Genomic DNA, 24,120 nt, shown 5'->3' on the forward strand with positions numbered 1-24,120 from the left:
TGGATCACTTGCATGACAGAATTTCACGACATCCTGTTTCCGCTCGATATTGCGCTGAAAAGCGCGGGCGGGCCGGAGCGACGCACGGAGATCGTGTCGTTCGGCTCCGGCCGCGAGGAGCGCAACGCGCGCTGGGCGCATTCGCGCCGCCGCTATGATGCAGGCTACGGCACCAGGACGCTGGCGGCGCTGCAGAGCGTGGTGGCGTTTTTCGAGGAACGGCGGGGACGGCTGCATGGCTTTCGCTGGCGCGACCGGCTCGATCAGACGTCGAACATCTCAGGCGGAGCGATCTCGCCACTCGATCAGGGCATCGGCATCGGCGACGGCGCCGCCGCCTCGTTTCAACTGATGAAGACCTATGGCAGCGCTTTTGCGCCGTATCAGCGGCCGATTATCAAGCCTGTCGATGGAAGCGTGCGGATTGCCGTGGCCGGTGAAGAGATCGCGAACAGCGCATTCAGTTGTGACGTGACGCGTGGTGTCGTGACATTCGCCAGCGGGCACATTCCCGCGATGGGTGCTGCGATCACCGCCGGCTTCCAGTTCGATGTGCCCGTGCGGTTCGACACGGATTATCTCGAAGTCGATCTGTCGGCCTTTGCAGCCGGCGCGATTCCCAAAATCCCGCTGGTGGAGATCCGGGTCTAAGCCGCGGGTTTACGTACAGGTAAAGCGCGCGCGCTCTGGACAGAGCCGGAACGCGTTCGACAGCGTGAACAGGAAGCGGGCGCTGCGGCTGGAATTATCCGGCGAGCGATAGCTCAGCGGCACGCCGACGCCGATATCGGCGCGAAGGTCGCCGTCGAAAAACAGCCTGATGCCGGCGCCGGCCGAACTGAGTGACAATCCGTCCGTGTAGTTGTAGCCGACATTCCAGACCGCGCCGGTTTCGGCAAAACCGTAGAGCTGGTAACCGCGCGTATAGGGCAGGCCGAGCGTGCCGTCGTAGCGCAACTCCAGCGCGCCGGCCATGGCGTTGTCGCCGCTGATTTCGGCATTGCCGTAACCGCGTCCGAACGCGCCGCCGCCGAGGTAGTACTGCTGCGAGGTGAGGAGTTGGGTCGAGGCGTATTGGCCCGCAGCGGAGACTTTCAGCGACCAGGCATCGGTCAACGTCTGATAACGCGTGAAGTAGAGATTGATCGTCGAGAACGCACCGGTGCCGCTGTCGCGGGAGATCAAGTCATCGCCGCGCTTCGATGCGCCCATCACGTCGAGGCCCTGGCGCCAGCCGAGCGTCAGATAGTTGACGCCGCCGAAGTCGTCCTTCAACCGGTAGTCCATGGTGCCGCTGAGGATGCGCAGGTGGTCGTTGTAGAGCGTGCCGAACACGTCAGTCTCGGAAATATTGCTGACGGTGGCGCCGAGCGTCAGCGTCAGTGTCTGGTTGAGCGACTGCAGGGGCACCACGCTGCCGTGGATTTCGTAGGATTCAGTTTTGGTGAGGTCGCCATAGGTAAGCCGCCAGTCGCCGGGCCGCACCTCGCTGTACAGCGCGGAGCCGCCGATGCGGACGCCGTCGATGCCGATCGGCGTTTCATAGCCGATGCGGCCGAATGCGAGCTGACGCGGGTCGCCGGGCGTCGTGGAGAGATTGACCACCATGGAGTCGCCCGGAGCGAGATAGGAATTGAACGCGCCGGTGGCGTAGCCCTGCCACGGTCCCACCGCCCTGGAGCCAAAATTGTCGAGACCGAACGACGTATAGACGTTCCAGGTCTTGACATAGACGGTGAGGCGGAAACGCCCGGACGCTGTGCCGATTTCCTCGAGCGCGGTGTCCGCAACACGGATACCCGGCGTCGCATTGATCAGCAGCAGCTGTCGCTCGAGCAGATCCTGACGCGACGGGCCGGTGGCCATGACAGGCGCCATCATCGCGCGGACGCCAAACCGGTCGCCGGCATCGCCATCGATCACCAGGTCGGAAATGCGGCCTTCGATCACCTTGATGGCGATCCGTCCGCCCTCGATATCCTGCGGCGGCACGATGGCGCGGCTGAGATGATAGCCGGACTGGCGGTATTGCTGCGTGATCGACGCGGCGATAGCGCCGAGATCGGCCTGCGATACGCGCCTGCCGAGATAGGACTGGTAGGCCGCGGCGAGCGCGGCGGGAGCGATGGCGTCGGCGCCGGAGATCGACACGCCGCGCAGCACGAACAGCTTCTTGGTATCTCCCGTGGCGGAGACGCCGCCGCGTGGCGTCGGCACCGAGGGACGCGGTCCGCCGCGATTCTGTTCGGAGCGCGCAGCGTCGAAATGCTTTTCCGGTTGCAGGGGATCGAAGCCTGGATTGGCCGCTTGTCCAAGCGCCGTCTGCGGACGCCAGGCCGCAAGCAGCACGATCAGCCCATGGACGACAACACTCGTCCTTGCGGCGCGTCGGCCGCGAGCGGATGAGCAAACCACGGATGTCATGCAGCAGAAATTCCGACTCGCCCGCGGGTAAGTCCGCAAGCCCCTCAAAATTCGTAAGTTTTTATGGTCAACGAATCCTTAACGCGGAGCCCCCGAAGATAACTTCCCACGTCAATCGTCTTTTGACGCTTTTCACGTAGGTGAGGGACAGGCCTGAAAAAAGAGGATAACGATGTCATCGACCAAACGGGCCGCTCGTGCCGCCGTTGCTCTTGCGTCCATCATGTGGTCGGGGATTGCGCATACCGCTGACGTTCAGCCGTGGTCGGTGAGCAAATCGTCAGGCGAGGTTTGGACCGTGACGTCTGGCGCACAGCACGCGTCGTTGTCGCAGCAGAGCGAGTTGAAGGCCGGCGACACGATCCGGACCGGACGCAATGGCCGCGTGCTGCTGACCCGTGGTGAAGAGAGCATCCTGATCGCGCCGAACTCGGCAATCGCGATCCCGGTACAGGCCGGCGAGGGAGTGCAGACGACCATCCTGCAGCAGGCTGGCTCGATCCTGCTCGATGTCGAGAAAAAGAACGTCAAGCATTTCGAAGTCGAAACGCCATATCTCGCTGCGGTCGTGAAGGGCACGCAGTTCCGTATCACCGTCAGCGCGACCGGGACCAGCGTCAACGTGACCCGCGGTCAGGTGCAGGTCTCCGATTTCAAATCCGGGCAGATCGCACAGGTGTTGCCGGGGCAGGCGGCGACATCCTTCGCAAGCGGCAGGATCGGTCTGGCATTGTCAGGTTCTGGTACGTTCACGCCTATCGAGCAAGGCCAGCCACGCACGCCGTCGATCGAGCGTCTGATGGTGCCCAAGAACGGACTCGGCGCGCCGCGCAATGCGGCAAACGGCATGCAGGTGCGCACTGTGGGCGAGATCAGGGCGGCAACGTCGGCGAGTGCGACGAAACCCGCCGCGTCGCTCCGCGCCGCCGGCAATCCCGGCAACGCGTTGCGCATTGGCAATCCGATCGGCGACGTCCGGCTGAACTTCAGCAAGGTCACCAATGGGCTGGCACGCGGCACAACGTCGGCGACGCCGGCCGGACATGGTGCTGTATCGGCCGAGACCACCATCTGGAATGCCCGCGACGGCAAAGCAACTACCGCGGGACTGAACGGTCAGGGTAATGTCAGCGAAAGCAACGGCGTGCCGGCCTCTGTGGCGGCGGTGGTCGGTCCGGCAGCGAGCAATGCGAACGCCAATGCCTCGTCCAGCGACGCGTCTGGCGCCTCGACAACTTCAAACGGGAATTCCAACAACGGCAATAGCGGAGCCGTCGGCAATGCTTACGGTGCTCGCGCACGGTCCGGAAACGCCAGTGACGACAACAGCCACGGCAACAACGGCAATAACGGTAATCACGGCAACGGCAATAACGGCAACGGCAGAGGAAACGGAAAGAATTGAGGCTGTTCGTGCGCTGGCGCAAGCCCGCGCGGTGATCGCTGAGGTTCGGACCAACGGGAATCCGGAAGCGTGAAACAGCATCGGCCGCATCTGCTGGTAGTCTTTGCGCTGGCCATCGTGGTTCTCAGCGGCTTGAGCGTCGGCATCCAGAACATGCTGACGGATCAGCGCTTCGGCTGGACCCCGCGCGCTGCGAGCGGTGAGATTGTTTTGGTGGCGATCGATCCGAAGTCGATCGAGCGCATCGGCGTCTGGCCATGGCCGCGCAGCATTCATGCCCGACTCATCGAGACGCTCGAGAAGGCCGGCGCCACTGACATCGCGTTCGACGTCGATTTCAGTACGCCGTCGGATCCTGCGGCGGATGCGGCGTTCGCCGCAGCGCTGCAAGCAGCCGGCGGATCGGTGGTGCTGCCGTCGTTCCGGCAGCCGATTCATGCAGGCAAGTCCGGGCTGCTGCATATCAATCGGCCATTGCCGGAATTCGCGGCGCAATCCTGGTCCGCAGTGGTCAATGTCACGGTCGAGGCGGATGGACGCGTTCGGCGCTCCCCGTTTGCGGAAATCATCGGCGGTCAGACGTTGCCTTCGATGGCCAGTGTGCTGGCCGGAGCGTCAAACTTGTCACGGCCGCCATTCATGATCGACTACGGCATTCGTGCTGTGACGGTGCCGACGGTGTCCTATGCCGATGTTCTGGACGGTACACCCGAGGTGCTGCGACAGCTCAAGGGCAAGAGGGCTGTCATCGGAGGGACCGCGCTCGAACTGGGCGATCGCTTTAGTGTGCCGAACGGCGCGGTGATTGCCGGCCCGGTGTTACAGGTGCTTGCGGCGGAGTCGATTGCGCAACAGCGTGCGCTGACGTCCACCTCCGGCGTCGTGACGTGGTCGGGCGTCGCGCTGATTGCGCTGCTGATGATGCTGGTCTGGCGTCGATTTCCGGCCGGCCCCAGAGTGGCGCTGCTGATCGCGCTCGGGGTGGCTATCGAGGCAATCGGATATCTGCTGCAGAGCCGCTGGCCGATTGTGCTGGAAACTGCGCTGTTTCAGACCGCGATCGTCGCATATCTCACAGCCATCGCGCTTGACGAAATTGATGTTCGCGGCCTGCTGTCCAGCATCGCAGAGAAGCGTTTCGAACGAGTGACGATGTCGCTGGGTGACGGCCTGGTTTGCGCCGGTCCGGATTTTGCGATCACGATGTGGAACCCCGGCGCCGAGTCGATCTTCGGCTATCGTGCGGACGAGATGATCGGCCGACCTTTCGACACACTGTGCGCGCATCCGGCCAGCGACAACACCTTTGCGCCGTTTTCAATCCGCGACCTGCCCGAGCAAAGCCTGCAAGCCGCGGGTGGCCGCGTGGTCGAATTCGAAGGCCGCCGGAAGAACGGCGAAACCTTTGCGATCGAGGCCTGTTTTTCCGGATGGCAGGGTACCGACGGATTTAACTACGGCGCAAGCCTGCGCGATATCTCGCTGCGCAAGCAGGAAGCAGAGAAGATCCGCTACCTGGCCGAACACGACAGCCTGACCGGGTTGCCGAACCGTGACGCGCTGCAGGTCCGGCTGAGAGCGGCGATGGCCGAGGCACAATGCCATCCGCATCCGATCAGCCTGCTGGCGATCAGCGTCGATAACCTGCAGCAAACCAATGTCATGCTCGGTCAAGGTTTCGGCGATCTGATGCTGCGGACCATCGGCGAACATTTGAAACTTGAACTGGGCATCGGCGCGTTCGTGGCACGTCTGACCGGGCACGAGTTTGCCGTGCTCGCCGATCATGCGGACGGCGAAGCCGCAATGGCGCTATGCCGTCAATGCCGCGCCGCATTCGATCGTCCGCTGCCGGTCGGCGGACGATCGCACAAGGTCGACGTCAGTATCGGCGTGGTGATGTTGCCCGACCATGCTGCTAGCATTGACGAGGCTTTTGGCAATGCGCATCTGGCGCTGGTTCGTGCCAAGGCCGAGCGCAACGGTGCGGTGTTTTACGAGGCGAGCTTCCGTCGGGATATGGAAAGCCGGCTATCGACCGAGGCCGATCTGGTGCGCGCTCTGGCGGACCACGAATTCGAATTATTCTACCAGCCGCAGGTCTCGCTCGCCGATCACCGCGTGATCGGCGCCGAAGCGCTGATCCGCTGGCGACATCCGGAGCGCGGATTGATCCCGCCGTTCCAGTTCATGCCGATCGTCCATACGTCTCCGATCTCCAACGCGGTGGCGCGCTGGGTCTTGCACACGGCCTGCCGGCAGGGCGCTGCATGGTCGGGGGCAGGCCATCGCATTCGCATGGGCGTCAATCTGTCCCCGTCGCAATTCGCGGAGGGTGATCTGGCCGATGACGTTGTAACGGCACTCGCTGCCACGGGCCTTCCGGCCGCGCAGTTGGAGCTGGAAGTCACGGAAGACATCCTGCTCGATGATGCTGCACGGGCGCTGGCGATGTTTCACCGGCTGCTCGACCAGGGTGTTCGCGTGGTCTTCGATGATTTTGGCACCGGCTATGCCAGCCTGAGTTATCTCCGCAAATTCCCGCTCAACGGGCTGAAGATCGACCGTTCGTTCGTCAGCGAGCTGGTATCGAGCCGAACCGATGCCGCCATCGTCGGTTCGACCATTGATCTCGCCAGGCAACTCGGCCTCTCGGTGGTCGCCGAAGGCGTCGAGGACCGCACCACCGCAGACATGCTGGCGAAGCTGGGGTGCGCCGAAGCTCAGGGCTATTTCTTCGGCAAGCCGATGCCGGCATCCGAATTCGCCGCAACGTTTTTTGCGGTTGAGCGGTCTGACCAATCTCAGGCAAGAGCGGTCCGGGCCTAGAGTCTTTTCGGCGCTGATCAAATCAGAACCGAGGCTCCAGCTTTTTATTTTGACGCGTTTTCTTGACGCGAACCGGTATCCACTTCGCTCGAAAACGCTCTGGCACAAATTCGGTGACGGCCAACATGCCTCGCCTCCAGGGCCATCGTCCTTGACGGCAGACGTCAGGGCGATTGCTGTCGGTTCTGCGCAACGGCCAGTGAGAGGATCGCCGCATGCGCAACGTGCCATCCGCGCTCCAGACCAAACTCGATTCCGGCGTCACCACACTGGCGCAGGTCTGGAAGCTGACGCGACGCGACGGCGTCGTCGCCGGCTTCACCGATCACGACTGCGATCTCGTCATCGATGGTGTCACCTATCGCGCCGGCACCGGGCTCGCGGCGTCCGAAGCCACGAGTCGTTTTGACCTGTCGGTGGACGGCGGCGATATCGCCGGTGCGCTGGACGACGACATCCTCACCGACGCCGATCTCGCGGCGGGGCGCTACGATGCCGCGCAGGTGGAGACCTGGCTGGTGGACTGGAGCGACATCTCGCTGCGCGTGCTGACGGCGCGCGGCACGCTCGGCGAAGTGAAGCGCGAAGGCACTGCATTCATCGCCGAATTGCGCGGGCTCGCGGCGCTGCTGTCGCAGGAAAGCGGGCGGCTCTATACGGCGCGCTGCGGCGCCGATCTCGGCGACGGCAAATGCCGCATCAATCTCGCAGGCTGGCGGGGCGCCGGTACGGTCGAGGCGCTTGAGGGCGTGTCGATGTTTTCCGCGCGTGGCCTCGGTGCCTTCGCAGATGATCTGTTCACTGCGGGGCGCCTGACATGGACGAGCGGCAGCAATGCCGGGCTCGCCATGGAAGTGAAGCAGCATCGCGTGAGCGCAGGCCATGTGCGGCTGTCGCTATGGCAGGCCATGGCGGAGCCGATCGCAGCCGGCGATGCGTTCACCGTCACCGCCGGTTGCGACAAGACATTGGCGACCTGCCGCGATCGCTTCGGCAATGTCGATAATTTCCGCGGCTTCCCGCAGATTCCCGGCAACGATTTCGTTATGAGCTATCCGACGCCGGGGACGGGCGGGGGATGAGTGGGTTATAGCGTTTTCGAGCGAATTACTCACTTGCCGCCGGTGACATCGAGGAACGTGCCGGTCACGAAGGACGCCTCGGCGCTTGCCAGCCACAGGATCGCCCGCGCAACCTCTTCAGGCTGACCGCCTCTGCCCATGGGGATCGAGTCCTTGACGCGATCCACGCGTCCCGGCTCTCCGCCGCTGGCATGCATGTCAGTGTAGATGTGCCCCGGGCGAATGCAGTTGACGCGTATCCCGTCCCGCGCGACTTCCTTGGCGAAGCCGGTCGTGAATGTCTCGACGGCGCCCTTCGACGCAGCGTAGTCGACATATTCGCCGGGGCTGCCGAGCCGGGCCGAAGCCGACGAGATGTTGATCACGGAACCGCCCCGCCCGTTGTGGCGATACGACATCCGCTTCGCGGCTTGCTGAGCGCAAAGGATAGGACCGATCGCGTTGACCGCGAAGATGCGCTGCATCCGCTCGAATCCAAGATCCTCCAGCCGGGACTGCCGCGCGAGCATCGCGGCGTTGTTCACCAGCACATCGATCCGGCCGAACTTTCGGTCGATCGCGGCGAATAATTGAGCGACCTGCTCTGGATCTGCACTATCTGCGCGGACCGTCAAAGCCCTGCGCCCTGCAGCTTCGACATCAGCCGCCACCTCAAGGGCGGCAGTTTCGTTGGAGACGAAGCTGATCGCGACATCGTAACCTTGCGTGGCAGCAAGCCGCGCAGTCGCGGCGCCTACGCCACGACTTCCACCCGTGATCAGAATGAGCGGCGTCTGCGAGACTGTATCCATCTAACGAACCTTCATGTGATGGTGAAATGATAATCTAGGACGCGTGCGATGCCTGACCGATTTCGACGTCATCGCTGAGATGCCTTGAGAGTGCGATCATGAACGGGCAGATCGCCAGCGCCGTCATTGCGGTCGCGGCCGTTGCCGTTGCGGGTCCGAACGCGTCGCCCAGAAAACCATAGAGAACCGGGGCACCGGCGCCCGCGCCGATGGTGCCGGTATAAAACAGGGCGAAGGCACGCGCGGTGCGATGGGGCGGGGTCAGTTCGGGAACCGTTCCATACAGCACCGACGACGTGCCGTTGAGCATCACCCCCAGCGCCGGCAGAACGACGATAACCGGGATGAGTGGCAGAACCAGAACGCCGACAATCAGAACCGCCGTCGCAACCTCGGTGAAGAGGACGGTGCGCCGGGTGCCGATCCTGTCGCCGAGCCAGCCGCAAGCGTATTTGCCGGCGGCTCCACCGATGAAGAGAAGTGCCAGAGCAAAACCGCTGGTGGGAAGCGAGGCTCCTTTTTCAATCAGGAGAAATGGCAGAAAGGTGAGAAAGCCCATTCTGACGGCGCTATCGAGCATTCCGATCGCCAGGAGCCAATAGAATCCGCCCCGACCTCGACCGGTCTTGCTGGACCGTTCCTTCGCATCTGCTGCATGCCCGATGCCCACGGCCGGCATCCACACCGCCATGGCGACAGACACGGCGATGCCGGCGATAGCGAGCGCGAATACGGCATGGCGCCAGGCGATGGTGACAAGCAGCAGAGACATCAGCGCCGGGATGGCCGCCTTTCCGAGATCGCCTGTGAAATTGTAGATGCCGAGCGGCCTGCGCGCAGCGCGCCCATAAGCCCGTGAAACGGCGGCGGACGCCAGAGGGTGTTGGGTGCTCGAACCTGCGCCTGCCAATGCGAGCGCAAAGCTCAGTCCGACGATGCCACCGGAGATGCCCGCGAGAGCGTAGCCCAACGCCGACAGCGCCGTGCCGCAGCAGAGAATGAGTTTGGCATCGATCCGCTCCGCCAGACGCCCTGCCGGAATCTGCAGACATGCCATGGTGCCGGAATAAAGACCGCGAAAGATCGCAAGGACGCTATAGCTCAGCGCAAACTCGGTCTGCCAGATCGGCAGCAATACATAGATCGCGTCCGTGAAGCCGTCGTGCAAAGCGTGGTTGAGCCCAGTCAGCGCAAGCGTTCGTGCGGCGCGTGTCCGGTTCGCAGGAGCCGTAGTGGTGGATGCCGTGGTCTCATTGTGGGTCATGTGCTGTTTCTTGGGTCTTCCGGCGCACGCGCTGCAATCGCAGAAAATCTGAAGTTTGGTGCGCTAGAGCTGATGTCTGGCGTGCAAAGCGCTGCTAGAGCCTGGTTCTGATTGAATCAGAACCAGGCTCTAGCTTTTTGTTTTGACGCGTTTTCTTGACGCGAACCGGTCTCCACTTCGCTCGAAAACGCTATAAAGTCACTCTGAACCAGACTTCAGGCCGTCACAAACCAGTAATACTCAGATCATGAGTTAGAAATTCTCAAGCATGTCCATCTTTGTCCCGCGCCGTAGTTTGCCGCCGCTGAATGCGGTCCGCGCCTTCGAAGCCGCCGCCCGCCTCGGCAGTCTGAAGGAGGCGGCCGTTGAACTCAGCGTGACCCACGGCGCCGTCAGTCAGCAGATCCGGCTACTGGAAGACTGGCTGGGTGCTCCGGCGCTGTTTCGGCGTTCGGTCCGACGGGTCGTGCTGACGCCTGCCGGCGCAGCGCTGCTCACCGAATTCGGACCGGCGCTCGATCGTATTTCGGCTGCCGTGCAGCAGCATCGAACCAGACGGCATGACGCGCCATCCATCGTGCTGCATGTGAACGCTCTCGCAACTTTCAGTCTGCGATGGCTGTTGCGACGCATGGGCGCTTTTCGTGCGGAGCATCCCGACATCGAGGTACGCTTGAGCACGTCGAACGAGACGATCGACGCTCTGGCAGAGCCGTTCGATGTCGTGATCAGAGGTGGCCCGGACGCTTTTCCCGGTTACACCTCGCGTTTCCTGTTCGGGGAGCGGCGGCTGCCGGTGTGTAGTCCGACCATCCTGGATCGGGCGCCGCTGACCGATATCCGCGATCTGTCGCACCATACGCTGCTTCACGTCTCCTCGATGGCGCGGCTATGGCGCGACTGGCTGGCTGAGGCCGGAGAGCCCGCCCTTCGCCCAGAGGCATCCCTGACCTTCGATCATTTCTATCTGACCATACAGGCCGCGATCGACGGACTCGGCGTGGCGATGGGGCCGACCGCATTGGTCGCCGATGATCTCGCGGCCGGGCGATTGATGACGCCGTTTCCGGACATCAGTCTTTCGGCGCGAAGCTACTTTGCCTATCTGCCGGAAGCGCGACGGACCGATCCACATATCGCCGTGTTCTGCGACTGGCTCGAGCAACAAGGCCGCGATCTCGTCCGGAGCTAGCGTCGATAACACCGTCGCTTCCATGAACCGCTGGGGCAAGGCGCGAGCGGCGACGCCGATCAGGGTACTCGTCGGTCGCTCTCCGGCCCCGAACAGCTTCCTGGTGTATCGGCAATGTCGATCATGTCAGCGGCTTGCCGCAGATCCCCGGCAAGGATTTCGTCATGAGTCATCCGATGCCAGGATCCGGCGGATGAGCGCGATCAATCCGTCCCCTGCAGGGTGACGGATGGCGTGTGGGTCGCGTGTGATGCGACGGCATCGATTCGTTGCAGGGCGACGTAGTGAACGATCACGAAGCACGCGATTGCGGCGGCGTAGAGCAGACGTTCGAGTAATGCCATCGATGGTCCATCCGAATGAGAGACGCGCTTGTCGTGGCTCATCATCGATGGAGCCGTGATATCAAGCGTCCTACGAATGACGGATACGCGTTCACATTCATCTGTTGCGCGCGTTGCCATGTTGCGACGTGAGAGACATCGAACCATGGCGCGCATCCATAGATTGAACTTGATCGGTGCGGGCGTAACCAATGTCCGCTGCGCTTCGGTGGTAACGAAACTCTGCCCCGCAGCGAATGATGCAATGTGTCGGTGATATCACCGGCTTCGCGCGCCGATCTCGAAAGACTTTGTTAAGCGTCTTTCGTTGCGCGAGCGACACACGCCGCATGTTTGTTAGTTAGAACACGCTCCAGTTTATTGTCGGATTGAGTTAGCTCATTTACCGTCGCAACTATTCTTCGCGGATTGCACGCCTCAAGATTCGCATCCTCGAACCTTGCGAACCCGAGAGCGAAACTGGAACGAGCATCATGCGCGAATGCGTGGTTGAAGTAGCAATCCGACGACAGCCAGATGACAGGCGGCGCATGAGTCCGAACCGGACTCGGCCTTCCTCCGCGCGCAAACGTGCCCGATTGCTTCGCTTGCTCCTGACGAGCGCCTCGGCAACGGCGCTCACGGCCTTGTTTGCCGCACCAGCAACAGCGCAACTTTCAGAGTGGACCGGCGCCGTCAGCAATGACTGGACGCTCGCTACCAACTGGACAGCCGGAATCATTCCCGCCGGAGCTGGCACCACGAACGTGAACACGACATCGCCAAATGCGACTATCCTCGGCGTCGGCGGTCCGGCGACCGGGGTGACGGGGACTTTAGTTCTCGGCAGCGCTACGCTTGGAACGTTCGGCAACCTGACGATCCAGAACGGCAGCACCCTGACCACCAGCAGCATCGCGCGGTTCGGACTTAACGCCACAAGCGGCGGCATCCTCACTGTCACCGGACCCGGATCACAATGGTTGGTCAACGGACTGGTGTCTCTCGGCTTTCTAGGCAGCGGAACGCTGAACATTGAAAACGGTGGGAAAGTCGTAGCAGTAGCCGGCATAACCGTGGGCAACGGCGCCTCGTCTTCCGGCACGGTCAACGTCAGCGGGGGCGGCACGCTGGAGACTCAGTTCTTACGGGGCGGCGCCGGTGCGAGCCAGGCCAATTTCGACAATGGCATTCTGCGCGCCAGAGCCAATAATGCGACCTTCATCAACGGCTTCAATCCCGGAGAGCTCAACCTTCTCGCGGGCGGGCTGACCATCGATACCAACGGCTTCACCGTGGGTACCGACGCGACATCCGGTTTCAGCGGCATCGGCGGGTTGACCATCACCGGCGGCACCGTGTTCGGCCTGCAGGCGAACAGCACCTATTCCGGCGAGACGAGGATCGTGGCCGGCAGCGGACTTGCGCTGTCAGGCGCCGGCGCCATCGCCAATTCCAGCCGGGTCATCGCGGACGGCGCCTTCAATGTGACGGGTATCACGGCGGCTGGCACCAGCATCCAGAGTCTCGCGGGAAGCGGGACCGTCGCGCTGGGTACCAAGAACCTGGCCATCACCAACGCGAAGAACGATCTGTTCGCCGGCATCATCTCCGGCACCGGCGCGCTGACGGTCAGCGGTGGCACGCAGACATTGTCGGGCGCCAATAGTTACACCGGCGCGACCAATGTGAACGGCGGCACCCTGCGGGCCGGAGCCGCCAATATATTCGGCACGACGTCGGCCTTTAACGTCGCCTCCGGCGGCACGTTCAATCTTGCCGGCTTCAATCAAACGCTCACCTCGCTCGACAATGCGGGCGTGGTCATGCTCGGCGGCGCGCCGGGAACCACGCTGACCGTGGCCGGCAATTATGTGGGCAATGGCGGCACCGTGCAGCTCAACACCCGGTTCGGCGGCGACAGCTCGCCGACGGACCTGTTGCGGGTGCAGGGAGCGACGTCGGGCTCATCGTCGCTGCGCGTCAACAATGTCGGCGGCGGCGGCGCGCAGACCGTCGAAGGCATCAAGATCGTCGATGTCGGCGGCGCGTCGAACGGCGCGTTCTCACTGCTCGGCGATTATGTGATCCAGGGCCAGCAGGCGGTGGTCGGCGGCGCCTATGCCTATACGCTGCAGAAGAACGGCCTCAGCACGCCGACCGATGGCGACTGGTATCTGCGCTCCAGTCTGATCAATCCTCCGCCGGCTGCTCCGGCTGGTCCCCTCTATCAGCCCGGCGTTCCGCTGTACGAAAACTATGCGCAGGTGCTGCTCGGCATGAACGAGCTGCCGACCATGCAGCAGCGCGTCGGCAATCGCTATTGGGGCGGCAGCGATGCCATGGCGCGCGCCGGTGTCGCGCTGGCGCCAGGCGAGGCGTCGCCGACGCCCACGGCGTTCTGGGGCCGCATCGAAGGCGGCCAATCCGATTTGCAGCCCTCGACCACGACAGGCTCCACCTACAAGGCCGACCAGCTGAAAGTGCAGGCGGGCCTCGACGGTCTGCTGATGGAGAACGAGCGCGGAAGGCTGATCGTCGGTCTCACCGGGCAATATGGCCTGACAACCGCCAATATCGCATCGGCCTTCGGCAATGGCCGGATCCGCGTCGAAGGTTCGGGTGTCGGCGGCACGCTGACATGGTTCGGCGACAACGGCTTCTATGTCGACGGCCAGGCGCAATCGATGTTCTACCGCAGCGATCTCTCCTCGGTGCTGGCCGGCAGCATGACCCACGGCAACGAAGGGGTGGGCTATGCCTTCAGCGCTGAAACCGGCAAGCGGTTCTTTGTCGGCAACGGCTGGTCGCTGACGCCGCAGGCGCAGCTGTCCTATTCGAAGGCCGAGTTCGATCGCTTCACCGATCGGTTCGGCGCCCCGGTGTCGCTGCGCGACGGAGACAGCCTGCTCGGCCGCGCCGGCCTTGCGCTCAACCACCAGAAGACCTGGAACGACGGCGCAGGCATCGTGCGCTCGGATATCTACGGCATCGGCAACCTGCGCTACGAATTCCTCGACGGCACCCGTGTCGATGTCGCCGGCACCGGCTTCGCCAGCGCGCAAGACCGGCTGTGGGGCAGCATCGGCGGCGGCGGCACCTATAGCTGGGCCAACGGTCGCTACGCCGTCTTCGGCGAGGTCTCCTATAGCGCGAGCCTTGAGGACGCGGCGGCGAACCGCAGCTACAAGGGCACTGGCGGCTTCCGCATCGTCTGGTGAGCGACGAGATACGACATACTCGCGGCAAATTATCTGGCGTCTACCCGATCACGCGCGTCGCATAGCCGGCGAACAGCTTGACCAGATCCGCCTGCCGCCGGGTGCCGGTTTTGTAGAACAGACGGCTGAGATGCGTCTTGATCGTCGTTTCGGCGACGCCGAGCGCTGCAGCGACCTCCGGCACGCCGCCGACCTGGACGATCGCCAGCAGGACGCGAAGCTCTGACGGTGTGAGCTGGAATGTCTTGCCGATGAGTTCGGGCGGCGAGGTGGCGTCGATATCCGCCTTGCGCACGAACAAAGCCGCGGTGGCCGAATAGACCAGACCGGCCTGTCGCCGTGCGCCCGATGTCAGCGGCAGGAGATGCGCGACGTATCGTTCGCCAGTGCTGCCGACGAGCGGCATGGCGATTCCGCGGGTGCCGAGCGCGCTGTCGCCGTCACCGGCGACGGCGAGGGCCTCCCGCAAGGCGCGATCGGCCTGGCTGTCGCGAGCACTGAGGCGGCCGGAGGAGGCGCGCAGGACGTCCGCTGTATCGAGCATGGCATGGCCGGCAAAGTTGGCATGGACGATGCGCGCAGCCGAATCGACGAGGAACAGGCCGACGCTCAGCCCGTCCAGCGTATCCGCCAGCGTCGCGGCCTCGGCGGCTTTCAGATCGAACATGCGTCCGATCATCACGGCGCGGCGGATATGCGGCGCGATCAGCCGCATCCGGTGACGTGCGCGCTCATCCGCGACGCCGTCACGCTCATGCCGGAACACGCCGAACATGGCGACATTGGTGATGGACTTGTCGAGCACCGAATTGACGCAATCCGCCAGTCCCTGCGGCTGCACCCATTCCTTGTAGAAGCGGGTCTGCTTGAACTCCGCGTAAGGCAGGATGTCCTCGATCCCGATCGGTTCATCGAGCTCTGCGAAGAACTGCACGGTCGTGGTGGGATCGAGCGCAACATATTTGTCGAAGTAGGAGCTTTGATAGTCCGCGGAAATGCCGACCACGTGGAGAATATGCCCCGACGGCATGGCTGCATTCTTGGTATAGAGGCTGGCGCCGACGCCGCCGACGAATTGCATCGTGCGCTCGACCGCATTCGTCCAGGACGACGAGTCGAGGACGGTGTCGTAGATGCAGCCGATCAGGTCGCTGAGCTGTTCTGCGCCTTCTGCGAGGTCAGGCGATGCAAGCCGGGCGGCCATCGGCCAGAGCGGAGTCACTGACGTCATTTGCAACTATCTCTCGGGAAGGTGAGCATGCACCTTTGCATGCGTGCCTGTGCCGGCACATCGACGATGCGTGATTGGAAAGCTATGTGGTTCCGGCGGCGATGTCGTTGCCGAACGCGCAGAAGCTGTGTTTCAGCGCGCGAAATATTTTCCGGATGATACGCGGAATAAATCGAAAATCGCGGACGTGCGCCGATCGGTTTTTGATAGCAAAATGACGGCGCTTGCGACGCCGTCATTTGAACCAAATTCAATTGATGCGGAACACTCAATCCTTGTGCAGGAATGCGTAGTCTGCCGAATAGGGCACGCTGAGAAACTGGCCGGCATCATCGCAGGGGCCGGCGGCAACGCCGCCTTTGGTGTTGATGCGCTGGATCACGTCGACCATTGCGAGCTTGCCGTCGCCATGCCGGTCAGTCACCGTCAATTTGAGCCATGGGATATCGCTCGCGGTTTTACCTGGTGCGCGGCCAACCGCTTTGCCGCGCAGCGTGCTGCCATCGGTGAGTTGCCAATGCGGGCCCGCATAGTGGCGGCCGACGGTGAGTCCGTTGGACAGCAGCGTGGCGATCGGCTCGCGGAAGCTCCAGGAGAGCTTGCCGTCGGAGGCCGCCATGCACTCATACACCTGCGCGCCCTCCGCGTGATAGATCGCGACGATCGTGGCATCCGGCTCGGCAATTTCGGACGGCACCTGAGCTGCGACCGGATGCGTCAACGCGGCGAGGGCGGCGATGAGCGCCGCCCCGAACAGTCTGCACTTCACTTTGCAAGTCATGTGATCGTTCATGGGACCTCGCGCGTGATGTCTATTCAGCGACGGCCTCGCCGGAGCCGCCGAGCTCCGCCGGAAAGTCCTTCAACTTCGGCAGGCCGTCCTTCATCGGCAGCACGGTCTCGGCATAATTGACGTGGACACCGGGTTCGAAACGAAGTGTCGGGATGGTCGCCGCAAAGACATCGACCAGGCCGAACGTCGGATGATTGGTCAGCAGGTGCCCACCACATTTGCTACAATACTGGCGCTGGCTGAGCGGTGTCTTCTGGAAGCTTGCAACATGCTTGGCGCCCGCGGTGATCCGCACGGCGTTCGGCTTCCACAGGCTGAAGGCATTGACCGGACCGCCGGACCACGAACGGCATGAACTGCAGTGGCAATAGCCCATCGCTTCCGGGGCACCATCCACTTCTAGTTCGACTGCGCCGCAGAAGCACTTTCCAACATGTGTCATTGCTCTCGTTTCCTCTTGCTTGTGCATCGTGCCTCGCCGCGAAGCGGGCGCGCCGGGCATGCTGCTAGCAGCGGCGCGCGAGGCGAAGCGTCATTCGATCGAATGAGCCAGCATCACAAGATGTGTCGATGCAATACGCGTGCCGAATGACGATGTGGCGCGTCGCGCAATCGCTGACGCGATGGAGTTCACGTGATGATCGAAACGCTCACGCCTATGGTCCTCGTTTCCGAGGCGCGGAGCTGGATCGGCACGCGCTATCAGCACCAGGCGTCGCTCAAGGGCGTCGGATGCGATTGCCTCGGCCTCGTGCGCGGCGTCTGGCGCAACTGCATCGGCGACGAGCCGGAAGCACCGCCGCCTTATGCGCCGGACTGGGCCGAGGCGCGGGGCGAGGAAGCGCTGGCGCAGGCGGCGCTGCGTCATCTCGTGCCTATCGCGGTGGATGAGATCGGCGCCGGCGACGTGTTGCTGTTTCGCTGGCGCGACGGTTATGTGGCCAAGCATGCGGCGATTGCCAGCGGCGAGGGCACGATGATCCACGCCCATGACGGCGCGGCCGTCTGCGAGGTCGCGCTGACACCCTGGTGGCGTCGTCGTCTGGCTTACGCGTTTCGCTTTCCCGGAGTGAGCTGATGTCGCAACTGGTTCTCTCGACGGCCGGCGGCGCCATCGGCGGAATGTTCGGGCCGCTTGGCGCGATCGCGGGCCAGCTCGCCGGCGCGGCGCTCGGCGGTGCGATCGATAGCGCGCTGTTCGGTTCCGGCGATCAGACCACAAGCGGGCCGCAACTGGCCGATCTCGATGTGATGGCGTCCACCGAGGGGGCGCCGATCCCGCGCATCTATGGCCGCGCGCGGCTGAGCGGTCAGGTGATCTGGGCGACGCCGCTGGAGGAAGTCGCAACGTCGGATACGGTGCCGACCGACGGCGGCAAGGGGCTCGGCGGCGGGCCGACCACAACGACGACGACCTATAGTTACTTCGCGAATTTCGCGGTGGGGCTTTGCGACGGCGTGATCGGCCGCGTCGGGCGGATCTGGGCTGACGGCAAGCCACTCGATCTCGACGGTATCAATTTTCGCGTCTATCGCGGCACCGAAGACCAGATACCGGACGGGCTGATCGTCGCGAAAGAGGGCGCGGGCAACGCGCCGGCCTATCGCGGGCTGGCTTATGTCGTGTTTGAGCGCTTGCCGCTGGCGAATTTCGGCAACCGGATTCCGCAACTGTCCTTCGAGATCATCCGACCGATCGGCCTGCTCGAAGCGATGGTGCGCGCGGTGACGCTGATCCCCGGCACCACCGAATTCGGCTATGAACCGTCCACGGTGGTGCAGCTGCTCGGCCCCGGACAATCCGCCCCGGAGAACCGCCATCACGGCTCCGCGCGGTCCGATGTGGTGGCGGCGCTGGACGATCTGCAGGGCCTGTGCCCGAACCTGCAGCGCGTCGCCATTGTCGTGGCGTGGTTCGGTTCTGATCTGCGCGCCGACTACTGCGTGGTGCGGCCGGGCATCGACAACCCCGCCAAGACGACCAGTCCGCTGACGTGGTCGGTGGCTGGTGTCACGCGCCCCTCCGCCTATGTGGTGTCGCAAATCGATGGCCGCGCGGCATTCGGCGGTACGCCGTCCGATGAGAGCGTCGTGCATCTGATCGCCGAACTGAAGGCGCGCGGGCTGAAGATCACATTCTATCCGTTCGTGATGATGGATGTGCCTGATGGCAACGGCCTGCCAGATCCGTGGAGCGGGGCGGGCGCGCAACCGGCCTATCCCTGGCGCGGCCGCATCACCTGCGATCCCGCGCCGGGACAACTTGGCTCGCCCGACGGCACTGCAACCGCGGGCGCGAAGATCGACAACTTCTTCGCCGGAGGTGTCTGGAACTATCGCCATATGGTGCTGCATTATGCGCAGCTCGTATCGCTTGCCGGCGGCGTCGATGGCTTTCTGATCGGCTCGGAACTGCCGGGGCTGACGCGCGTGCGTTCGGCACTCGGCGTCTATCCCGCTGTCGCTCAACTGATTGCGCTCGCAACCGACGTGAAGACGATCGTCGGGGGCGGTACGGCCGTGACCTATGGCGCGGACTGGACCGAATACGGCGCGCATGTCGCAACCAGTGACGCGTCGGAGATCCGGTTTCCGCTCGATCCGCTCTGGGCCTCGGCCGCCATCGATGCGGTCGGCATCGATTACTATGCGCCGCTGTCCGACTGGCGCGATGAAGCCGATCATCTTGATCGTGATCTCGCCGACACGATCTATGATCGCGCCTATCTGCGCAGCAATGTTGCGGGCGGCGAAGCCTATGACTGGTACTATCCGGATGATAACGCGCGCGATGCGCAGGCGCGCGTCGCGATCACCGATGGCATCGGCAAGCCGTGGATCCATCGCGTCAAGGATCTCTGGAACTGGTGGGGCAATGCGCATCACGAGCGCGTCGGCCATGCGGAGCTCGGTAGTTCGACGGCATGGGTTCCGCGCAGCAAGCCGATCTGGCTGACCGAGGTCGGCTGTCCCGCCGTCGACAAGGGCGCCAATCAGCCGAGCGTGTTTCCGGATCCGAAATCGTCGGAGAACTTTGCGCCGTATTTCTCCAGCGGCGCGCGCGGCGACCTGATGCAGCGGCGCCATCTGGAAGCGCTCATCTCTGCGTTCGATCCGGCCTTCGGCGCAAGCGACATGGAGAATCCGGTGTCGCCTGTCTATGGCGGGCGGATGATCGATGTATCGGCCATTCATGTCTGGACCTGGGACTCGCGGCCTTATCCGATCTTTCCGGCCGCCGATGACATCTGGGGCGACGGCGCCAACTGGCATACCGGCCACTGGCTGAACGGCCGGCTCGGCGGTGCGCCGCTGGATGCGCTGGTCGACAGGCTGGCAACGGATGCCGGTGTGACGGCGATCGATGCTTCGGCGCTGGCCGGCGGCTGCGATGGCTATGTCGTGGACCGGCCGATGGCGCCGCGGGCGATGATCGAGCCGCTGTCGGTGGCCTATGCCTTCGATGCAACGGCGGCGGATGGCACGCTCCGTTTCATCCCGCGCGGCGGGCTGCCGGTGGCCGAATTCACCGAAGACGATCTGGTGGCGCCGGATGACGGCGCGCTGGCGCGACTGGTCCGCGCGCAGGAGACCGAATTGCCCCGTCAGGTCAGCATCGGTTTCAGCGATGCGCTGACGGATTATCGGCGCTCGGCGGTGTCCTCGCGCAAACTCACCGGCGGCGCCAGCCGGATGCTGCATGCGGACCTCGCCGTCATCACCAGCGATACGGCAGCGACACAGCGCGCGGAAGTCTGGCTGCAGGATCTGTGGGCCGGGCGCGAGCGCGCGGAGTTCGCCGTGGGTATGAGCGCGCTCGCATTGGCGCCGGGCGACGTGATTGCGCTGACGCTGAATGACCGGCGGCGGCTGTTCGAGATCAGCGGGCTCGTCGATACGCAGGCGCGGCAGGTGACGGCGCGCAGTATCGATCCCGACGTGTTTGCCGTGCCGCTGCTGGCGCCCGAGATCAAGCTGCCGCCGGTGCCGGCGGCGCTCGGGCCGGTGCAGGCGATTGCGCTGAACCTGCCGGTGATCGACGGCGCCAATGCCGATGTGCTGACGCGGCTCGCTGTCTTCGCCAATCCATGGCCGGGCTCGGTGGTGGTCTGGCAATCGAAGGACGGCGCGAGTTTCCAGGTCGCTGCGGTCGCGGCGACGCCTGCGGTGATCGGCGAGACACTGGATGCGCTGCCGGCCGGACCGACCGCACGATGGGACAATGCCAGCACATGCCGCGTGAAGCTCCATGGCGGCGCGCTGGCGTCATTGTCCGACGCGCGGGTGCTCGGCGGCAGCAATTCCGCAGCACTGCGGAATGCGGATGGCGATTGGGAGATCATCCAGTTTGCCAATGCCGAACTGGTCGAGGCCAACACCTACAAGCTGTCGCGGCTGCTGCGCGGGCAGGCGGGGTCGGAATCCGCGATGGCAGCGCTATTGCCGGTTGGTGCGCCGTTCGTGGTGCTCGACAGAAGCCTGGTACCGATCGCACGGGGACTCGACGCACTCGAACGACCATTGTCGCTGCGCGTCGTCGGCAATGGCCGCAGCCATGACGATGCCTCGGCCGTCGCGCTGGTGCTGACGCCCGATCGCAGCGCGCTGCTGCCGCTCGCGCCCGTGCATGTAAAAGCCGTGCGCAAGCCCGATGGCATCCAGATCTCATGGATCAGGCGCACGCGTCTCGATGGCGATGGCTGGAATGCCGAAGTGCCCCTTGGCGAAGACGGCGAGGCGTACCGGCTCGAGATTCTGTCCGGCACGTCGGTCATCCGCAGCATCGCCTGCACGACATTGCAGGCGCTTTATGCGGTGGCCGACGAGGTCGCCGATTTCGGCGCGCCGCAGCCGAGCCTGCATCTGCGCGTCGCGCAGCTCTCCGGCACGGTCGGAGCGGGGCATGCGACCGAGGGTATAATTTCATTGTGATCGTCATTGCGAGGAGCATAGCGACGAAGCAATCCAGCTCTTGGTTTTCTGGATTGCTTCGCTGCGCTCGCAATGACGGCTGAGAGCGCGAGACCGTAGACATGACCGACACGCCGAATCTCGGACTGCCCTTCATCGATGGCGGGCAGGCGCAGAAACACGTCACCCACAACGAGGCGCTGCGCATTCTCGACGCGGCGATCCAGATCTCGGTACTCGATGTGACGCGAACCGTACCGCCGGCATCGCCGGCCGAGGGCGCACGGCATATCGTGGCGGCCGGGGCGTCAGGGGCCTGGAGCGGCCATGCGCTGGCCATCGCCACATGGCAGGACGGTACCTGGGCTTTCCTCGTGCCGAAAGCCGGCTGGTGCGTCTGGTCGATCGCCGATGACGTGATGATGGTGTTCGACGGCGCGCTGTGGCGCGATCTGCGCAACCTTGCGCTCGACAGTATCGACCATCTCGGCGTCAACACAGCGGCGGACAGCAGCAACCGCTTCAGCGTCAAGTCCGATGCCGTTTTGTTGTCGCATGACGACGTAACACCCGGCAGCGGCGACCTGCGGGTGACGTTCAACAAGCTGAATGCAACGAAGGATGTCGGCTTCACATTGCAGTCGAACTATTCACCGCGCGCGCTGATCGGCCTGCTCGGCAGCGACGATCTCTCGATCAAGGTCTCCGCCGATGGCGTGACCTATCGGACCGCGCTGGCAGTCGACAAGACCAGCGGGCAGGTCAGTTTCGAGCAGTCCCCGAAGTTTCTCGCCTATCTGAACTTCGACAAATATTGCGCGGCGAACACCTTCACCAAGGTGCAGTTCAACAATAGCCGGCATAACGACCAGAGCGTTTTCGATGCCGCGAACAACCAGTTCGTCGCGCCGGTCGCCGGCGTCTATGCGCTCGGCTTCCGCGTGATGTTCAAGGCCAATGCGGCGGTGCCAACCACGCTGACGGCGGCCATGTACAAGAACGGCGTCGAGCTGCTCGACGATACGCGCGTGCAGACGTCGTCGGCGCTCATCAGCAACCGGACGATGCTGAGCGGCCATGCGCTGCTCAAGCTCGCCGCCGGCGATGCCATTTCGGTCTGGGCCGCGATGGAGACCAACGACGGCTATATCGCCGCCGCGCAGAACGGCTTCTACGGCCACCGCATCGCCTAGTTGCGCGACGGCGACGATCTCTCTCCCCACAGGATCATCATCATGAAGCTCGATGAAACAACCTTGCGGCGTCTCTGGCCGCAGGGCGACAGCCGCGTGCCCGGATTGCTGTCGGGTATGGTGCAATCGTCCGAGGCCGTGTTTGCGCGCTACGGCATCACCACGCCGTTGCTCGCCACGCATGTGATGGCGCAGATCTCGCACGAATGCGGAGCAGGGCGCGACGTCGTCGAAAATCTGAACTACAGCGCCGGGCGGATGATGCAGGTCTGGCCGTCGCGCTTTCCGACCATGGCGAGTGCCGCACCTTATGCCGGCAATCCGCGGGCGCTCGCCAACAAGGTCTATAACGGCCGCATGGGCAATGCCGTCGGCTCCGACGACGGCTGGAATTTCCGTGGGCGCGGCGGATCGCAGACCACGGGCCGCGAAGGCTATGTGCGGGTCAGGAAGGCCACGGGCATCGATGTGGTCAGCCATCCCGACTACCTGATCGATCCGCGGTACTTCCTCACTTGCGCCGTGTCAGATTTCATCAATTGCGGCTGCCTGCCGTTTGCGAAAGCGGATGACGTCGTCGGCGTCACAAGGCGGCTCAATGGCGGCGCCGTGGGTCTCGCCGAGCGCAAGGCGTGGCTGGCGAAATGGAAGGCTGCGCTGCGCGATGTATCGCTGGCGACCGCGCCGTCCGTGGGGCTACCGCCCGTGATCGCATCGCCGCCGCTGGCGCCCGAACTGCCGGCAGCCAAACCCACCAATAAGCCCACCAATCTTTCCGCTTTCATTGCCGCGGTTGTCGCGGCCTTCCGGAGGACATGACCATGGACTGGGGTGACCTTGCCAAACAGGTGATTGCGCTGGGCGCGCCGATGCTGGGGACGGCCCTGGGCGGCCCGCTCGGCGGTGTGGCCGGCGAGATCCTCGCCAAGGCGGTGGGTTCGGTGACACTGACGCCGGCGGCGGTGCAGGCGGCGCTCCCCGCGGTCGATCCGACCAGGCTGGCTGAAGCCGAGGCGCATTGGGCTGACATGATCCGCGCCGAGGCGGAGACCCAGCGCGCGGCGATATCAGAGACCCAGGCGACGATCCGGGCCGAGATCGTCAGCGACGATCCGCTGCAGCGCTGGTGGCGGCCGGCCTATGCGCTGGAATTGACGGTAGAATGCGCCGCGCTGTGGTGTGTGCTGATGCATGAATTCTGGACCGGGGATATCCAAACCATCAACGCGCTGGTCAATGCCACGGCGCTGCTGGTGACCTATTGGGGGTTCCGTTTCGGCGTGCTAGGCGTCTATATCAGCGGCCGCACCCGCGAAAAGGTCAGCGCGCTCACCGGGCAGGATTCGCCCGGCATGGTCGAGAAGCTGGTCAAGGCGGTTCTGGTCAAAGACGGTGTGAAGAAAAAGTAAGGTTGGCGGCCGTCGCCATTCATGGAGTGTTCACGCGTCCGGGCATCAATTC

Annotated in this window: 18 protein-coding genes; 11 read left to right on the forward strand and 7 right to left on the reverse strand. The window is 63.7% G+C overall.

Features of this window, described 5'->3' with window-relative positions; all coding sequences use genetic code 11:
- Window positions 1–12: 12 nt before the first annotated feature.
- On the forward strand, window positions 13–651 hold the full coding sequence (locus tag AB7828_RS02125) for a phage distal tail protein, Rcc01695 family (protein WP_441229268.1): 639 nt from the start codon (window positions 13–15) through the stop codon (window positions 649–651).
- A 9-nt stretch (window positions 652–660) separates the two neighbouring features.
- On the opposite strand, the gene AB7828_RS02130 is transcribed toward AB7828_RS02125, so the two are convergent.
- The gene (locus AB7828_RS02130; protein WP_441229269.1) at window positions 661–2,424 is read right to left on the reverse strand and encodes a ShlB/FhaC/HecB family hemolysin secretion/activation protein; all 1,764 of its coding nucleotides are present in this window, start codon (window positions 2,422–2,424) and stop codon (window positions 661–663) included.
- A gap of 172 nt (window positions 2,425–2,596) precedes the next feature.
- On the opposite strand from AB7828_RS02130, the gene AB7828_RS02135 reads away from it, so the two are divergent.
- The 3 genes from AB7828_RS02135 (at window position 2,597) to AB7828_RS02145 (ending at window position 7,740) form a co-directional block, all read left to right on the forward strand.
- Window positions 2,597–3,829, forward strand: coding sequence for a FecR domain-containing protein (locus tag AB7828_RS02135; protein WP_441229270.1), 1,233 nt, complete (start codon window positions 2,597–2,599; stop codon window positions 3,827–3,829).
- Between the two features lie 69 nt (window positions 3,830–3,898).
- A complete protein-coding gene (locus tag AB7828_RS02140) occupies window positions 3,899–6,658 on the forward strand; it encodes an EAL domain-containing protein (RefSeq protein WP_441229271.1) in 2,760 nt (919 codons plus the stop codon).
- 215 nt (window positions 6,659–6,873) lie between these two features.
- Complete coding sequence (locus AB7828_RS02145) at window positions 6,874–7,740, forward strand: DUF2163 domain-containing protein (protein WP_441229272.1); 867 nt, start codon at window positions 6,874–6,876, stop codon at window positions 7,738–7,740.
- A gap of 29 nt (window positions 7,741–7,769) precedes the next feature.
- On the opposite strand, the gene AB7828_RS02150 is transcribed toward AB7828_RS02145, so the two are convergent.
- Together AB7828_RS02150 and AB7828_RS02155 are read right to left on the reverse strand one after the other, a co-directional pair.
- On the reverse strand, window positions 7,770–8,531 hold the full coding sequence (locus AB7828_RS02150) for an SDR family oxidoreductase (protein ID WP_441229273.1): 762 nt from the start codon (window positions 8,529–8,531) through the stop codon (window positions 7,770–7,772).
- Between the two features lie 34 nt (window positions 8,532–8,565).
- A complete protein-coding gene (locus AB7828_RS02155) occupies window positions 8,566–9,795 on the reverse strand; it encodes an MFS transporter (protein ID WP_441229274.1) in 1,230 nt (409 codons plus the stop codon).
- 268 nt (window positions 9,796–10,063) lie between these two features.
- Between AB7828_RS02155 and AB7828_RS02160 the strand changes: the two genes are divergently transcribed.
- Window positions 10,064–10,987, forward strand: coding sequence for a LysR substrate-binding domain-containing protein (locus tag AB7828_RS02160; RefSeq protein ID WP_441229275.1), 924 nt, complete (start codon window positions 10,064–10,066; stop codon window positions 10,985–10,987).
- 203 nt (window positions 10,988–11,190) lie between these two features.
- Here AB7828_RS02160 and AB7828_RS02165 read toward each other — a convergent pair whose 3' ends face one another.
- Window positions 11,191–11,331, reverse strand: coding sequence for a hypothetical protein (locus AB7828_RS02165; RefSeq protein ID WP_170849700.1), 141 nt, complete (start codon window positions 11,329–11,331; stop codon window positions 11,191–11,193).
- 587 nt (window positions 11,332–11,918) lie between these two features.
- Here AB7828_RS02165 and AB7828_RS02170 point away from each other — a divergent pair.
- Window positions 11,919–14,531, forward strand: coding sequence for an autotransporter family protein (locus tag AB7828_RS02170; RefSeq protein WP_441229276.1), 2,613 nt, complete (start codon window positions 11,919–11,921; stop codon window positions 14,529–14,531).
- 40 nt (window positions 14,532–14,571) lie between these two features.
- Here AB7828_RS02170 and AB7828_RS02175 read toward each other — a convergent pair whose 3' ends face one another.
- The 3 genes from AB7828_RS02175 to AB7828_RS02185 form a co-directional block, all read right to left on the reverse strand.
- Window positions 14,572–15,762, reverse strand: a complete 1,191-nt coding sequence (locus AB7828_RS02175; protein WP_441229277.1) for a helix-turn-helix transcriptional regulator — start codon at window positions 15,760–15,762, stop codon at window positions 14,572–14,574.
- A 268-nt stretch (window positions 15,763–16,030) separates the two neighbouring features.
- Window positions 16,031–16,543, reverse strand: a complete 513-nt coding sequence (locus AB7828_RS02180; RefSeq protein WP_441229278.1) for a DUF3455 domain-containing protein — start codon at window positions 16,541–16,543, stop codon at window positions 16,031–16,033.
- Window positions 16,544–16,574: 31 nt separating this feature from the next.
- Window positions 16,575–16,997, reverse strand: a complete 423-nt coding sequence (locus tag AB7828_RS02185) for a GFA family protein (RefSeq protein ID WP_439083619.1) — start codon at window positions 16,995–16,997, stop codon at window positions 16,575–16,577.
- Between the two features lie 195 nt (window positions 16,998–17,192).
- Between AB7828_RS02185 and AB7828_RS02190 the strand changes: the two genes are divergently transcribed.
- From AB7828_RS02190 to AB7828_RS02210, 5 genes are all read left to right on the forward strand, one after another.
- Entirely contained in the window at window positions 17,193–17,633 is a 441-nt protein-coding gene (locus tag AB7828_RS02190; RefSeq protein ID WP_441229279.1) for an NlpC/P60 family protein, read from the forward strand.
- Window positions 17,633–21,487 (forward strand): baseplate multidomain protein megatron, encoded by a 3,855-nt coding sequence (locus tag AB7828_RS02195; protein ID WP_441229280.1) that lies wholly within the window; start codon window positions 17,633–17,635, stop codon window positions 21,485–21,487. The genes AB7828_RS02190 and AB7828_RS02195 overlap by 1 nt, the downstream gene beginning before the upstream one ends.
- A gap of 101 nt (window positions 21,488–21,588) precedes the next feature.
- The gene (locus tag AB7828_RS02200) at window positions 21,589–22,659 is read left to right on the forward strand and encodes a DUF2793 domain-containing protein (RefSeq protein ID WP_441229281.1); all 1,071 of its coding nucleotides are present in this window, start codon (window positions 21,589–21,591) and stop codon (window positions 22,657–22,659) included.
- A 42-nt stretch (window positions 22,660–22,701) separates the two neighbouring features.
- A complete protein-coding gene (locus tag AB7828_RS02205; protein WP_441229282.1) occupies window positions 22,702–23,478 on the forward strand; it encodes a glycoside hydrolase family 19 protein in 777 nt (258 codons plus the stop codon).
- Between the two features lie 2 nt (window positions 23,479–23,480).
- The gene (locus tag AB7828_RS02210; RefSeq protein ID WP_441229283.1) at window positions 23,481–24,068 is read left to right on the forward strand and encodes a 3TM-type holin; all 588 of its coding nucleotides are present in this window, start codon (window positions 23,481–23,483) and stop codon (window positions 24,066–24,068) included.
- The last annotated feature ends 52 nt before the right edge of the window (window positions 24,069–24,120 follow it).

It is taken from the genome of Tardiphaga sp. 215_C5_N2_1, assembly GCF_052076055.1.
In the GTDB taxonomy this organism is placed as follows: Bacteria; Pseudomonadota; Alphaproteobacteria; order Rhizobiales; family Xanthobacteraceae; genus Tardiphaga; species Tardiphaga robiniae.

Excerpts from the sequence above, each read along its gene's own strand:
- AB7828_RS02175 (WP_441229277.1), bottom strand. The coding sequence starts at position 15,762 with ATGACGTCAGTGACTCCGCTCTGGCCGATGGCCGCCCGGCTTGCATCG.
- AB7828_RS02145 (WP_441229272.1), top strand. The coding sequence starts at position 6,874 with ATGCGCAACGTGCCATCCGCGCTCCAGACCAAACTCGATTCCGGCGTC.
- AB7828_RS02135 (WP_441229270.1), top strand. The coding sequence starts at position 2,597 with ATGTCATCGACCAAACGGGCCGCTCGTGCCGCCGTTGCTCTTGCGTCC.
- AB7828_RS02205 (WP_441229282.1), top strand. The coding sequence starts at position 22,702 with ATGAAGCTCGATGAAACAACCTTGCGGCGTCTCTGGCCGCAGGGCGAC.
- AB7828_RS02160 (WP_441229275.1), top strand. The coding sequence starts at position 10,064 with ATGTCCATCTTTGTCCCGCGCCGTAGTTTGCCGCCGCTGAATGCGGTC.
- AB7828_RS02165 (WP_170849700.1), bottom strand. The coding sequence starts at position 11,331 with ATGGCATTACTCGAACGTCTGCTCTACGCCGCCGCAATCGCGTGCTTC.
- AB7828_RS02200 (WP_441229281.1), top strand. The coding sequence starts at position 21,589 with ATGACCGACACGCCGAATCTCGGACTGCCCTTCATCGATGGCGGGCAG.
- AB7828_RS02210 (WP_441229283.1), top strand. The coding sequence starts at position 23,481 with ATGGACTGGGGTGACCTTGCCAAACAGGTGATTGCGCTGGGCGCGCCG.
- AB7828_RS02155 (WP_441229274.1), bottom strand. The coding sequence starts at position 9,795 with ATGACCCACAATGAGACCACGGCATCCACCACTACGGCTCCTGCGAAC.
- AB7828_RS02125 (WP_441229268.1), top strand. The coding sequence starts at position 13 with ATGACAGAATTTCACGACATCCTGTTTCCGCTCGATATTGCGCTGAAA.
- AB7828_RS02130 (WP_441229269.1), bottom strand. The coding sequence starts at position 2,424 with ATGACATCCGTGGTTTGCTCATCCGCTCGCGGCCGACGCGCCGCAAGG.
- AB7828_RS02150 (WP_441229273.1), bottom strand. The coding sequence starts at position 8,531 with ATGGATACAGTCTCGCAGACGCCGCTCATTCTGATCACGGGTGGAAGT.
- AB7828_RS02195 (WP_441229280.1), top strand. The coding sequence starts at position 17,633 with ATGTCGCAACTGGTTCTCTCGACGGCCGGCGGCGCCATCGGCGGAATG.
- AB7828_RS02185 (WP_439083619.1), bottom strand. The coding sequence starts at position 16,997 with ATGACACATGTTGGAAAGTGCTTCTGCGGCGCAGTCGAACTAGAAGTG.
- AB7828_RS02190 (WP_441229279.1), top strand. The coding sequence starts at position 17,193 with ATGATCGAAACGCTCACGCCTATGGTCCTCGTTTCCGAGGCGCGGAGC.
- AB7828_RS02180 (WP_441229278.1), bottom strand. The coding sequence starts at position 16,543 with ATGACTTGCAAAGTGAAGTGCAGACTGTTCGGGGCGGCGCTCATCGCC.